The organism is Amycolatopsis sp. Hca4, from assembly GCF_013364075.1.
Classification (GTDB): Bacteria; Actinomycetota; Actinomycetes; order Mycobacteriales; family Pseudonocardiaceae; genus Amycolatopsis.
Map to the genome: position 1 here is coordinate 7,489,090 of NZ_CP054925.1, position 12,713 is coordinate 7,501,802.

Consider the following 12,713-nt stretch of genomic DNA (forward strand, 5'->3'; position numbering starts at 1 on the left):
CTGACCCTGGGCATTCTGCTGCATGGCGCTGCCCAGGACCACCGTGCCGAAACGTGATGTTACCCACGAGTAACTTAGCTCGGGTCCGCGATGACGACGCGGTTCTCCTCGTAGCCGTCCGATCCGCCGACCCAGCGGCCCCCGCACGTCACCAGCACCACGCGGTGCGGGCCGGACGGGCCGAACAGGGCGTCCGCGCGGGCCGGCAGGTCGCTCTTGTGCACCGTGACCAGCTGCGAGATCCGGTACCGCCACGTCCGGCCCGCACTGTCCACAATGGTCACGTCGGTGCCGATCCTGGCCGTCCACAGCTCGGCGAACGGCCCGGTCGCGCCCCGCCAGTTCACGTGGCCGGCGAACACGCTCGCCCCGCTCGCCGCGTCGAGTGACGCACCCCACCACGTCGCCTGCCCGAGGTCGGTGGGCACCGGCAGCTCGCCGCCGGGCCCGAGGTCCGTGCGGACCAGCGTCGCCGTCCCGCCGGCGGGCAGCCGGACGGTGCCCCGCGGCTGCGGTGGCGGGGACGGCGGCGGCGCGGCCGACGACGGCGTCTGCGCGGCGGGCGCGGCCGGAGTCGTGGCGGCGGTGGCCGCCGGGGATGGCGACGGCACCGCGGCCGCGGCTCCCGCCGCACCCGCGGCGGGCAGCGCCGTGCCGGCCACGACGGACACCGGCGGCGCCTTCAGCACGGGGACGCCGAACTGCACCGCGAGCACCGTGGCCGCGCCGAGCACGAAGCCGATCAGCAGCCGGCCCCGGCCGGGCTTCCGCGCGGGCGGATCCCACTCGTCGCGGGGCGGCTCGTCGTCGGGGGCGGCCCAGCCGGTGCCCCGGTGCCACTCGTCGACGAACCAGTCCTCGCCCTGCCAGCGGTCCCCCACGCCGTTACCGCCGGGACGCCCGCCGTGCGGCGACGCCGATCAGCCCCGCCGTCAGCAGCACGAGCAGGCCGAACCCGGCCAGGCCCGGCACGGACCAGCTCGTCTCGACGACCCCGCGGGCCTGCGCGACCGGCTGGTCGCCTGCCGGGATCGCGCGCGGGACCTCGTTCGGCTTGTTCGACACGGTCAGCGCGAGCGTCTCGCCCGGCTGCACGGTGCCGCACGCCGACGGCGGGTTGTTCGGGTCGAAGGCGTTCGTGTAGCCCGGCGGCGGGCTCGCCTCGACGACGCAGATCTCCTGCGGCGCGCGGAGGTTCTCGACCGTCACGCCGCCGGTCTTGCCGTCGGTGGTGACGACCGCCGGCTTGCCGTCCGCGCCGACGAGCGGCTTGCCGTCCTGGCCGAGCGCGGCCGACGTCCGGTCCTTGCCGGTGATCCGCAGGACGGCGCCGCCGACGCCGTTGCCGGTGTTCGCGTCCGTCTTGGTCACCTGGACCTTGCCGGGCTTGGCCACGTTGACCACGCCCTGCGCGGTCAGCTCCTTCTCGCCGCCGGTGGAGACCACCCGCTGCACGCCGGTGTCGACCGGCAGCCGGACGTAGGGCCGGTCCGCGGGTGCGGTCAGCGAGGCCACCAGCTTCGGCTTCTCGCCGGTCGGGGTCAGCTTCACGGTCACGGTGCCGTCGGCGCCGGTCTTCAGCGTGACGTCCTTCGCCGCCGACTGCGGGCTCGCGTTGCCCTTGGCGGCGTCGGCTTTCCCGTCGCCGAGGGTGGCGTCGGTCGCCGTCAGCTTCACCGGGACGTCCGGGATGCCCTTGCCCTGCGCGTTCTTCACGGTGGCGGTCCACTCGGCCGCCTCGCCGAGGTGCTGGTCGCCCTTCGGCGTGGTCATCGAGGCGGTCCACGGGCCGCGGTTGGCTTCGGCCTCCGTCTTCAGCCGGTCGACGGCGTCGGCCGCGGCCGCGAAGTTCTTGCGCATCTCGGCCAGGTGCCCCGGCGCGTCGTAGGCGACCTTGTCCTTGGGGAGGCCCGCCTTGAGGTCGTCCGGCGTGCGCGGCGCCGCGGTCCACGAGTGCAGCAGGTGCGCGAGCGCGGTCGCCTCGTCCGCGTTCTTGGTGTCGCCGTAGCGCAGCAGCAGGTACGAGATGTTCGCGGCCTGGTCGGCCGGGAGCTTCGTGCCCCACTTCGTGAGCAGTTCGTCGCCGGGCTTATACTGCTCGTCGGTGTCCGGTGCCTTGAGCAGGAAGCTCACGCAGAACACCTGCTGGCCGCCGACGAGGTACGAACCGAGCCAGACCGTGCCGAAGCCCGCCTGGCCGCCGACGTCGTGCCCGATGCCCTCCTGGCTCGCGGCCGAGGCGGCGGGCGCGCCGGCGGTCGCCGACAGCGTGCCGAGCAGGGCCGCGGCGACGAGGCCGGTGAGCGCGCGAACACCCGCGCGTGGGCGTGCTGACCACCCCATGTGTCAATGCTCCTTCGTCGCCACGCTCGGCAGCGGCTCCGCGTATCTGCAGGTCACACGACTGATCAAATCCCCGACGCGCGTTCGGTGAAGATCCGGGCACGCCAGGTGAGCGTTGCGCCACGGAAGGAAACTGTGTACCGCTCTTCGGGTGGCTGTCGCCGAACGGTCGTGACGTTCGTCGCTTACCGTGTCGTCCGAGGCAGCGCGGCCGTCGTCGAGTAAAGTCGTCTTTACTCGACGGGAACCCCGCGCCCGCGGCGGTCGTTGAACCCGATGCAGCGATGATCCACGAAGCAGCAGATCCAGGAGGATCAGGTGCGTTCCAGTAGCAACCCGGCGTTCCGCAACCTGCCCGGCGGCGGAACCCAGACATACGGGCAGTACGGGCCCCCGGTGGGCTTCAACCAACCCCAGGGCGGCGTGCCCGGGTACGGCCCGGGCCGGGCCGCGTCGGGCGAGGGCGACCGCCCGATGACCGTCGACGACGTCGTCGTCAAGACCGGGATGTCCCTCGGCGTCGCGCTGCTCGTCGGGGTGGTCACGGCGATCTGGGCCCAGGTGCAGATCACCGAGACCGGCCGGCTCCCCGGTGCGCTCATCGGCGCGATGCTCGGCGGCCTGGTCGTCGGCCTCGTCATCTCGCTGGTGATCATCTTCAAGCAGAAGCCCAGTGGCGCGCTGACGCTGACGTACTCGGCGGCCGAAGGCCTGTTCCTGGGTGCGCTGAGCGGCGTGTTCGAGGCGATCTACCCCGGCATCGCGCTGCAGGCGATCATCGGCACGGCGGGCGTGTTCATCGGCATGCTGGTCGTCTACAAGACCGGCGCGGTCAAGGTCACGCCGAAGCTGACCAAGTGGATCGTCGGCGCCACCGTCGGCGTCGCGATCCTGATGCTGTTCAACCTGATCAGCACGTTCGCCTTCGGCTTCAACCCGCTGCGCGGCGGCGGCACGATCGCCATCCTGTTCAGCCTGCTCTGCATCGGCATCGCGGCCTTCAGCTTCCTGCTCGACTTCGACCAGGCGGACCGGATGATCCGCGAAGGCATGCCGTCGAAGTGGGCCTGGTACACCGCGTTCGGCCTGATGACCACCCTGGTCTGGCTGTACCTCGAGATCCTCCGGTTGCTCTCGTACTTCCGCGAGTAACCTGGCTCACAGTCCCTCAGTGAAGGCGCTCCGTAATCGGCGGGGCGCCTTTTCTGTGGGTAATTAATGCATACAGGGACCCCGCTGCGGACGACGCTCACCCTGCGTGTTTGATAACCCGGTCGGTTCTCATTTCACATGTGTGAGGTTCACAGTGAGCGTTCCCCCTCCGGCCCCCGGGGGCCAGCAGCCGGTGGGTCAGCCCGATCCCTACGGACCGCCTCCCGGCGGCCAGCCGCAGCAGCCTTACGGCCAGCCGCAGCAGCCGTACGGCCAGCCGGGCCCGTACGGCCAGCCGCCGCAGGGCCAGCCGGGTCAGTTCGGCCCGCCGCCCGGCCAGCCGGGCTTCCCGCCCGCGCCGCCGGCCCCGCCGAAGCGCTCGAAGGGCCCCCGGCTGATCCTCGCCGGCATCGGCGCCCTCGTGCTGGTCGCGATCGTGGTCATCGGGATCGTCTCGTTCATGAAGTCGCCTGCCACCTCGAACGCCGGTGACTGCCTCACCATCACCGAGTTCACCCAGGGCGGCGACGACCCGGTGAAGGCCGACTGCAACGACCCGAAGGCGAACGTCAAGATCGCCAAGAAGCTGGAGACGGCTTCCGACACCTGTCCCGGCGGCTCCGACGCCGGTTACGACACCTACTCGGTCAGCGGCCGCAGCTCGTACAAGCTGTGCCTGATGATCAACGCGAAGCAGGGCGACTGCCTGGCGAACTTCACGTCCCAGACCAAGGGCTACCTGAAGGTCCCGTGCACCGACCCGACCAAGGACGGCGAGCTCGTCAAGGTCGTGACGGGCCAGGCGGACAAGAACGTCTGCGAAGGCACCGACGCCACCCGCGTCGCGGTCTACCCGGAGCCGGCGACCACGATGTGCGTCAAGACGAACGAATAGCGCAAGTCCACGAAGGCCCCTTCGCCGCGTCGGCGAGGGGGCCTTTTGCGTACCCGGATTGCTCCGTTCGTCCCACACTGTGCGACGGGCTGCGACCGGACCGTCACCCGATCTAGCTTTGATCGTCCTGCCCGCCCGAGCCTGGAGTAGCCGGTGGCGACGACCGAATCCCCGATCGGTGAAAAGAAGTTCCTCGAATTCCCCACGTCCTGCGCCGCGCCGGTGCCGCGGCCGGAGGACCCGGTCAAGATCGGCCCGCTGGCCGTCGCCGGTGTGCTGGCGGCCGGCCTGACCTGGTACGTCTGGGCCACCCAAGGCGCGAAGTTCGGCGTCCTGCTGCTGCTCGGCCTCGGGCTCGGGCTCGCGCTGTTCCACTCGCGGTTCGGCTTCACCTCGGCGTGGCGGCAGCTGATCGCGGTCGGCAACGGGCAGGGGCTGCGCGCCCACACCGTCCTGCTCGGCACCGCCGCGACGCTCGTCGCGCTGATCGCGGGCACCGGCAGCGGCCTCTTCGGCAGCAAGCCGGCGCCGGCCGCGGGTGCGCTCGGCCTCGCCCTCTTCGTCGGCGCGACCCTCTTCGCGATCGGCATGCAGCTCGGCGGCGCCTGCGCGTCCGGGACGCTGTTCGCCGTCGGCTCCGGCCAGTCCGCCATCGTGCTTACCCTCGGCGGGTTCATCGCCGGCTCGGTGCTCTACACCTGGGCGTACCCGGTGCTGTCCGGCTGGCCCGAGCTCAAGGGCGTGCTGCTCGCCGACCACGTCGGCTGGTTCGGCTCGTGGTCGATCACCATCGCCGTCCTCGCCGGGATCGTCCTCGTGACCCGGGCGGTGCAACGCCGCCGGACGCCGCCGCCGGTCGACGTCGTCCCGACCGCCCGTGGCTTCGCCCGGGTCTTCCGCGGCTCGTGGCCGATGCTCGTCGGCGCCGTCGTGCTCGGCGTGCTGGCCGCCGCGGTCTTCCTCGTCTCCGGCGGGATCTGGGGCATCACCAGCGCCTTCGCGCTCTGGGGCGCCAAGCTCCTGCAGGTCTTCGGGCTGCACCCGGAGTCGTGGGAGTTCTGGCGGCTGAAGGCCAACGCGACGTCGCTGGCCGGCCCGATCTGGCGCGACAAGACCAGTCTGACCGACATCGGGATCATGATCGGCGCCGCGGTGGCCGCCGCGGCCGCGGGCGCGTGGAAGATCCACAGCTCGATCCCGTGGCGCACCGCGGTGGCCGCCCTCCTCGGCGGCGTCCTGATGGGCGTCGGCGCGCGCATGGCGGGCGGCTGCAACATCGGCGCCTACCTCGGCGGCATCTCCACGGGCAGCCTGCACGGCTGGCTGTGGGGCGTGTTCGCCCTCGGCGGCACCTGGATCGGCCTCAAGCTGCGGCCGCTGTTCGGGCTGGCGAACCCGGAGCCGTCCGACAGCGTGTGCTGACGGCGAAGGCCCCCACCCGCGCCGGGTGGGGGCTTCGCTTCACGACGTCAGGAAAGGCGCTCGATGATCAGCGCCATGCCCTGGCCGCCGCCGACGCACATCGTCTCGAGGCCGAACTGCTTGTCGTGGTGCTGCAGGGAGTTGATCAGCGTCGAGGTGATCCGGGCGCCGGTCATGCCGAACGGGTGGCCGACCGCGATCGCGCCGCCGTTGACGTTCAGCCGGTCCAGGTCGATGCCCAGGTCGCGGTAGGACGGGATGACCTGCGCCGCGAACGCCTCGTTGATCTCGACCAGGTCGATGTCGCCGATCGACAGCCCCGCGCGCGAAAGCGCCTGCTTGGACGCCTCGACCGGGCCGTAGCCCATGATCTCCGGCGAAAGCCCGGTGACGCCGGTGGAGACGATCCGCGCCAGCGGCGTCAGGCCCAGCTCACGCGCCTTCGTGTCGGACATGATCACCAGCGCCGCCGCGCCGTCGTTGAGCGCGCAGCAGTTGCCCGCCGTGACGCGGCCGTCCGGGCGGAACACCGGCTTCAGGCCGGAGACGCCTTCCACGGTCACGCCGGCGCGCGGGCCGTCGTCCTTCGACACGACCGTGCCGTCCGGCAGGGTCACCGGGGTGATGTCCTTGGCCCAGAAGCCGTCCGCGATGGCCTTCTCGGCCAGGTTCTGCGAGCGGACGCCGAACTCGTCCATCTCCTCGCGCGTGACGCCCTTCAGCCGGGCCAGGTTCTCCGCGGTCTGGCCCATCGCGATGTAGACGTCGGGGACGTCCCCGGTGGTGCGCGGGTCGGTCCAGGTGTCGGTGCCGGACTCGGCGGTCGCCTTGGTGCGCGCCTCGGCGTCGGCGAACAGCGGGTTGTGCGTGTCGGGCCAGGAGTCCGAGCTGCCCTTGCCGAACCGCGAGACGGTCTCGACGCCGGCCGAGATGAAGACGTCGCCCTCGCCTGCCTTGATCGCGTGGAAGGCCATCCGGGTGGTCTGCAAGCTCGAAGAGCAGTACCGGGTGATGGTGCAGCCGGGCAGGTGGTCGTAGCCCAGCTCGACGGCGACCGCGCGGCCCATGTTGAACCCGGACTCGCCGCCCGGCAGGCCGCAGCCCAGCATCAGGTCGTCGATGTCGGCCGGGTCGAGCTGCGGGACCTTGTCCAGGGCGGCGCGGACCATCTGCACCGTCAGGTCGTCGGGCCGCATGCCGACCAGCGAGCCCTTGTTGGCGCGCCCGATCGGCGAGCGCGCGGTGGAGACGATGACGGCTTCGGGCATGGCGGACACATCCTCGTATCGGCGTGCTAAGCGGTTGCTCACCATACTGCCGTCTCCGCCGTCCCGGTCAAAGCCGAACGCGACCAAGGCAACACTGGCATCATCCGGTGCCGTGCCGAACGACCTCGAACGGGTGCTGCGGACCAGGACGATCGTGCTGTGGGGCGCCGGGCTGCTGGTGACGGCCGGGGCCGCCGCAGCGGTGCTGCTGACGCTGCTCGGCGGTGGCCGCCCGGAGGACTCGGCCCGGCTGGACGCGCTGAAGACCGCCGCCAACATCGTCGTCGGCACCGGCGGCGCGGCCGCCCTGCTGCTCGCCGCCCGGCGGCAGCGGTCGGCCGAGCTGGAGCTGGTGCAGAAGGACCACGACGCCACCGAGCGCCGGATCACCGAGATGTACGGCAAGGCCGCCGATCAGCTCGGCAGCGACAAGGCGCCGGTCCGGCTGGCCGGGCTGTACGCGCTCGAACGGCTCGCCGCCGGGCACCCGGAGCACCGGCAGACGATCGTCAACGTCTTCTGCGCCTACCTGCGGATGCCGTTCAACCCCAAGAAGGACAAGGAGGAGCTGCAGGTCCGGAAGGCCGCGCAGCGCATCCTCATGCTGCACCTTCGCCGCGGTCGTGCCGAGCAGCCGAGCGGGGACTTCTGGCCGGACACCGACCTCGACTTCTCCGGCGCGAAGCTGGTCGGGCTGACCCTCACGCACTGCACGATCCGTTCGATCACCTGCTACGGCGCGACTTTTCTCGAACTGGCGTCGTTCCGCGGCACCGAATTCCGCACCAAAGCGGACTTCAACAAGGCTCGTTTCGCCGACCGCGTCGATTTCCGCGGAACCGTTTTCGGCGGCGAGCGCGAAAGCTTCCACGGTGCCGTCTTCGCAGGTCCGGCCGATTTCGGCACGAAGTCCGCGGCCCGGCTCGCGGGCGCGGAAGCGGACGGGGGCTTTCCGAGAACGTGGCCGCCGGGCTGGGAAGAACGGCCGATCGCCGACCGTCCCGGCCGTGCGGAATTGACACGAAAGGGCGAACCCGGGCAACCGGCGAGCCGATAGGATCGTCGCACCAAGGAGACAGTCGCCATGCCACAGGAGGTGAACCGGCGATGATCACCACTCGGGCCGCCTACTGGGCGTCCGCGGGCCCACGGACGGGCTGCCGCAGCGTCATCGACGCCGGGTGGAACCTCCGGGACGGGATGACGGCTCAGTGTGCAGCGGCCCTCGGGCCGGTACCGGTGCGGACGAGCGGCTTGGTGGCTGCCTGAGGTCCGGGCCGGGCGGCCCGACCTCGCGCGCACTGCCCACCATCGCCGACGCGCACCCGGAGTCCGCTCGGGCCTCGATCGTGCACGACTGGACAACCTCATCGGTGGGCCGTTTAGGCTGGCCCTGTGGAGTACGCAGAGCACATCGCAGACCTCGTGGGCAACACCCCGCTGGTCAAGCTGAACTCGTTGACCAAGGGGCTCAAGCCGCTCGTGCTGGCCAAGGTCGAGTACCTGAACCCGGGTGGCTCGGTCAAGGACCGCATCGCGCTGCGCATGATCGAGGCCGCCGAAGCCTCCGGTGAGCTGCGCCCGGGCGGCACGATCGTGGAGCCGACGTCCGGCAACACCGGCGTCGGGCTGGCCATGGTCGCCCAGCGCAAGGGCTACCAGTGCGTGTTCGTCTGCCCGGACAAGGTCAGCGAGGACAAGCGCAACGTGCTCAAGGCTTACGGCGCCCGCGTCGTGGTGTGCCCGACGGCCGTCGCGCCCGAGCACCCGGACTCCTACTACAACGTCTCCGACCGCCTGGTCCGTGAGATCGACGGCGCCTGGAAGCCCAACCAGTACGCCAACCCGCAGAACCCGGAGAGCCACTACCTCTCCACCGGTCCCGAGCTGTGGAAGCAGACCGACGGCAAGCTCACGCACTTCGTCGCGGGCGTCGGCACCGGCGGCACGATCTCCGGCACCGGCAAGTACCTCAAGGAGGTCAGCGACGGCCGCGTGCAGGTGGTCGGCGCCGACCCGGAGGGCTCGGTCTACTCCGGCGGCAGCGGCCGCCCGTACCTGGTCGAAGGCGTCGGCGAGGACTTCTGGCCGGACACCTACGACCGCACCATCGCCGACGAGATCATCCCGGTCTCCGACGCCGACTCCTTCCAGATCACCCGCCGGCTCGCGCTCGAGGAGGGCCTGCTGGTCGGCGGCTCCTGCGGGATGGCCGTCGCCGCGGCGCTCAAGCTCGCCGAGCGGCTCACCGAGGACGACGTCGTGGTCGTGCTGCTGCCCGACGGCGGCCGCGGGTACATGACGAAGGTGTTCAACGACACCTGGATGTCCTCCTACGGCTTCCTGCCGCCCGACTCCTCCGGCGCGACGGTCGCCGACGTGCTCACGAAGAAGAGCGGCCACCTGCCGGCGCTGGTGCACTCGCACCCGAACGAGACCGTCGCCGAGGCCATCGCGATCCTCTCCGAGTTCGGCGTGAGCCAGATGCCCGTCGTGAGCGCGGAGCCGCCGGTGATGGCGGCCGAGGTCGTCGGCGCCGTCAACGAGCGTGACCTGCTCGACGCGCTGTTCACCGGCAAGGCGCAGCTGGCCGACCGGCTCGAGCGGCACATGTCACCGCCGCTGCCGACGATCGGCGGCAGCGAGCAGGTGGGCGCGGCGATGACCGCGCTGGAAGGCGCCGACGGCGCGCTCGTGCTGGTCGACGGCAAGCCCGCCGGGGTCGTCACCCGGCACGACCTGCTGGGCTTCCTGGCCGGTCGCTGACCGAGCCGGAAAGGGATAGATCGGCGGACCCGGCAGGGGCGTTACGAGCGCCCTGCCGGGCGATCCGATAGCGTGGGCGCGAGTAGAACACTTTCGCGTCCTCGTCAAGGGGGTTCAAGACCCACATGAGTGCACCGCAGCCACCGAACCAGCCGTGGGGTGGCGGCCAGCCACCTCAGGGCCCGCCGAGTGGCCCCCAGCCGCAGCAGGACCCGTTCGGCAGCCCGGAACCGACCCAGGTCGTCCAGCCCGCCCAGCACCAGGGTGGTTCCCCGTTCGGGGAGACGCCGGAGCCGACCCAGGTCGTCCAGCCGGGCCGGCCGGGTGACGGCGGGGCGGGCGCGACCCAGGCGATGCCGCCGGTCGACGCGAACGCGACCCAGATGGTGAACCCGGCGGGCGGCGGCGACGCCCCGGTCGCGGACTCGACGCAGCTGGTGCCCCCGGGCTCCCAGCCGCCGCCGGCCATCCCGTACACCCCGCCGCCGAGCGCGGCCGACAACCCGGCCGCCGCCTTCGGCCAGCAGCCCGGTGGGTTCGGGCAGCAGCCGGGCGGGTTCGGGCAGCCGGGCCAGCAGCAGGGCGGCTTCGGGCAGCAGCCGGGCTACGGCCAGCCGGGTCAGCCGCAGGGGTTCGGCGCGCCCGGTTTCGGTGGCCAGCAGCAGCCCGGCTTCGGCGGGCCGCAGCAGCCGTTCGGTGCGCCGGCCGCGGGTGGCAACGCCCTCTTCGGCTACATCGCCGGTGGCATCGTGGCCCTGCTGGGCCTGATCGCGCTGATCATCTCGTTCAACTACATGGGTGACGCGAGCGACTACTCGACGCTCGTCAACGACACCGCGAGCCAGGAGATCATCCAGAAGGCGCTCGACGCCGCCGGGATCATCGGCCCGGGGCTCGTCTGGTTCTACGTGGTGATGATCCTGCTGGGGTCGCTGATCTCCCTCGCCGGTGGCATCGGGCTGGCGCTCGTGGGCAAGCTGGGCGGGCTCCGGAAGTTCGTCCCGATCGCGATCGTCGCGGGCGGCGCGATCCTCGCGGTCTTCGCCCTGCTGCTCAAGATCGGCATGACGCCGAGCGGCGGCGTGGTCGGCGCGTCCAGCCGGGACACGTTCGGGATCGGGCTGCCGCCGCTGATCCTGGGTGTCCTCATCCTGATCGTGGGCGTGCTCGGGCTTGTCCCGGCGACGCAGCAGTTCGTCGGCCTCGGTGGCGGCGGTGCCACGCCGGGCGGGCCGCAGGGCTTCGGCGGGCCGCCGCCGGGCTTCGGTGGCCCGCAGCAGCAGCCGGGCTTCGGCCAGCCGGGCGGTTACGGGCAGCCCGGTGGCTACGGCCAGCCGGGGCAGCCCGGTCCGGGTTACGGCCAGCCGGGTCAGCCGGGTCAGCCCGGCGGTTACGGGCAGCCGGGCGGGCCCAACCCGTCCAGCGGCGGGTTCCCGCAGCCGGGTCAGCCGGGCGGGTACGGCCAGCCGGGGCAGCCCGGTGGCTACGGCCAGCCGGGACAGCCCGGGCAGCCGGGGCACCCCGGGCAGCCGGGTCAGCCGCCGCAGGGCTGGGGCCAGCAGCCGGGTCACCAGGGCCCGCCGAGCGGCGGGTTCGGCCAGCCCGGCCAGCCCCCGCAGCAGCAGTGGTGAGCTAGCACGCGCCTTCGTGCCCCGGAGCCGATTCGGCTCCGGGGCACGCTGCATTTCCGCCGGTCCACAATTGTCCGAAGAGGACGACAAAGCGCCGTTCGGCACTGCGCGTGATCGCGTGACGGCATTTCCGCCACTACCGCACAAAAATGATCTTGGGTTCCGCCGTCCGGCCGAATTCCGTTCACATTTCGGTTTGGTTCCCCCGATTCCGGTTAGGGTGAGCGCCGTCGTCCAGCGCTCGGCTGATGGGGGAGTTGTGACCGGTCCGCACCGATACCCGGTGGCGCATTCGCATTCGTATTCATCGGCTCGGCCATCCGGAGTAACGGCGGTTCTCGCCGGCCTGCTCGGCATTCCGGCCGCGGTCGCCGCGGGATATGTGCCGGTCAAGATCTTCCTCGACATGCCTGCCGAATTCAGCCTCGACGCGCTGCCGGGCTGGGTGCTGGTGGACCTCGCCGCGTACGTCGTGGCGGGCCTGGTGCTCCTCCTCGGCTCGCTGGCCACGCTGTTCCGCGCGACGGCGGGCGCGGTCCTGCTCGGCCTGGGCGCCCTCCTGGCCATCGGCGCCCTGCTCACCGAGCCGATGTCGGTCGGCGTGCCCCCGGCCCGCTTCGCCGACGCGATGTTCACCCACGGCGGGTTCGCGATGGTGGACCGCGTCGGCCTGGCCGGGCTCGCGGTGCTCGTCCTGGTGCTGGCGTTCCTGCCGCCGACGTTCCGCTACCTGCGCTACCGCACGTCGGTGGTCCCGGTGCTGTCCGGCCAGGGTGCGTATTCGTCCCGGAGCTGGTGAGTGACGGTCACGGCCCCGCCCCGGCCGGCCCCGGCGATCGCCGCCGGCGTGCTCGCGGTGCTCGGCGGCCTGTGGTTCCTGCTGGGCACCTTCTGGTGGAGCCTCGTGCAGGGGCTGGGCCAAAGCGACCTGCTGGTCCCCGGCCAGATCGCCGACGCGGTGGTCGGCCTGCTCCTCGTCCTCGGCGGAGTGGCGCTGCTCGCGCGCGTCGAGGCGGGCCGGCTGTTGTGCCTGTTCGCGGCGGTGCTGGCGGTGGTCGCCGCGATCGCCGACACGGTGCTCCGCTACCGGCTCGTCGTGTTCGTCGTGGGCGGGCCGACGGGGATCGGCGTCCCCTGGTTGCGCGCGGTCGTCATCGCGGCGCCGTTCGTCGTGCTGCTGGTGCTGGCGGCCCGGCCGGCCACCCGCCGCTGGACGCGTCGCTGAGACCCATCCCA

Annotated in this window: 11 protein-coding genes; 8 read left to right on the forward strand and 3 right to left on the reverse strand. The window is 71.8% G+C overall.

Annotated elements, in window-relative coordinates; translation table 11 throughout:
• Nucleotides 1–74 precede the first annotated feature (74 nt).
• Nucleotides 75–881 carry a class F sortase gene (locus HUT10_RS33880; RefSeq protein ID WP_176174910.1) on the reverse strand — a complete coding sequence of 269 codons (807 nt, stop codon included), beginning with the start codon at nucleotides 879–881 and terminating at the stop codon, nucleotides 75–77.
• A 4-nt stretch (nucleotides 882–885) separates the two neighbouring features.
• Nucleotides 886–2,343: a collagen binding domain-containing protein gene (locus HUT10_RS33885; protein ID WP_176174911.1), complete on the reverse strand. Its 1,458-nt coding sequence runs from the start codon at nucleotides 2,341–2,343 to the stop codon at nucleotides 886–888.
• Nucleotides 2,344–2,661: 318 nt separating this feature from the next.
• Between HUT10_RS33885 and HUT10_RS33890 the strand changes: the two genes are divergently transcribed.
• From HUT10_RS33890 to HUT10_RS33900, 3 genes are all read left to right on the forward strand, one after another.
• Nucleotides 2,662–3,495, forward strand: coding sequence for a Bax inhibitor-1/YccA family protein (locus tag HUT10_RS33890; protein ID WP_176174912.1), 834 nt, complete (start codon nucleotides 2,662–2,664; stop codon nucleotides 3,493–3,495).
• Nucleotides 3,496–3,649: 154 nt separating this feature from the next.
• Complete coding sequence (locus HUT10_RS33895) at nucleotides 3,650–4,390, forward strand: hypothetical protein (protein WP_254897137.1); 741 nt, start codon at nucleotides 3,650–3,652, stop codon at nucleotides 4,388–4,390.
• 153 nt (nucleotides 4,391–4,543) lie between these two features.
• A complete protein-coding gene (locus HUT10_RS33900) occupies nucleotides 4,544–5,812 on the forward strand; it encodes a YeeE/YedE family protein (protein WP_176174913.1) in 1,269 nt (422 codons plus the stop codon).
• A 47-nt stretch (nucleotides 5,813–5,859) separates the two neighbouring features.
• Here HUT10_RS33900 and HUT10_RS33905 read toward each other — a convergent pair whose 3' ends face one another.
• Entirely contained in the window at nucleotides 5,860–7,080 is a 1,221-nt protein-coding gene (locus tag HUT10_RS33905; protein ID WP_176174914.1) for an acetyl-CoA C-acetyltransferase, read from the reverse strand.
• Between the two features lie 112 nt (nucleotides 7,081–7,192).
• Between HUT10_RS33905 and HUT10_RS33910 the strand changes: the two genes are divergently transcribed.
• From HUT10_RS33910 to HUT10_RS33930, 5 genes are all read left to right on the forward strand, one after another.
• A complete protein-coding gene (locus tag HUT10_RS33910; RefSeq protein ID WP_254897138.1) occupies nucleotides 7,193–8,137 on the forward strand; it encodes a pentapeptide repeat-containing protein in 945 nt (314 codons plus the stop codon).
• Between the two features lie 338 nt (nucleotides 8,138–8,475).
• Entirely contained in the window at nucleotides 8,476–9,846 is a 1,371-nt protein-coding gene (locus tag HUT10_RS33915; protein WP_176174915.1) for a cystathionine beta-synthase, read from the forward strand.
• 125 nt (nucleotides 9,847–9,971) lie between these two features.
• Nucleotides 9,972–11,477, forward strand: a complete 1,506-nt coding sequence (locus tag HUT10_RS33920) for a hypothetical protein (protein WP_176174916.1) — start codon at nucleotides 9,972–9,974, stop codon at nucleotides 11,475–11,477.
• 406 nt (nucleotides 11,478–11,883) lie between these two features.
• Nucleotides 11,884–12,276: a hypothetical protein gene (locus tag HUT10_RS33925; RefSeq protein ID WP_254897139.1), complete on the forward strand. Its 393-nt coding sequence runs from the start codon at nucleotides 11,884–11,886 to the stop codon at nucleotides 12,274–12,276.
• The gene (locus HUT10_RS33930) at nucleotides 12,277–12,702 is read left to right on the forward strand and encodes a hypothetical protein (protein ID WP_176174917.1); all 426 of its coding nucleotides are present in this window, start codon (nucleotides 12,277–12,279) and stop codon (nucleotides 12,700–12,702) included. It begins immediately after the preceding gene.
• Nucleotides 12,703–12,713: the final 11 nt, after the last annotated feature.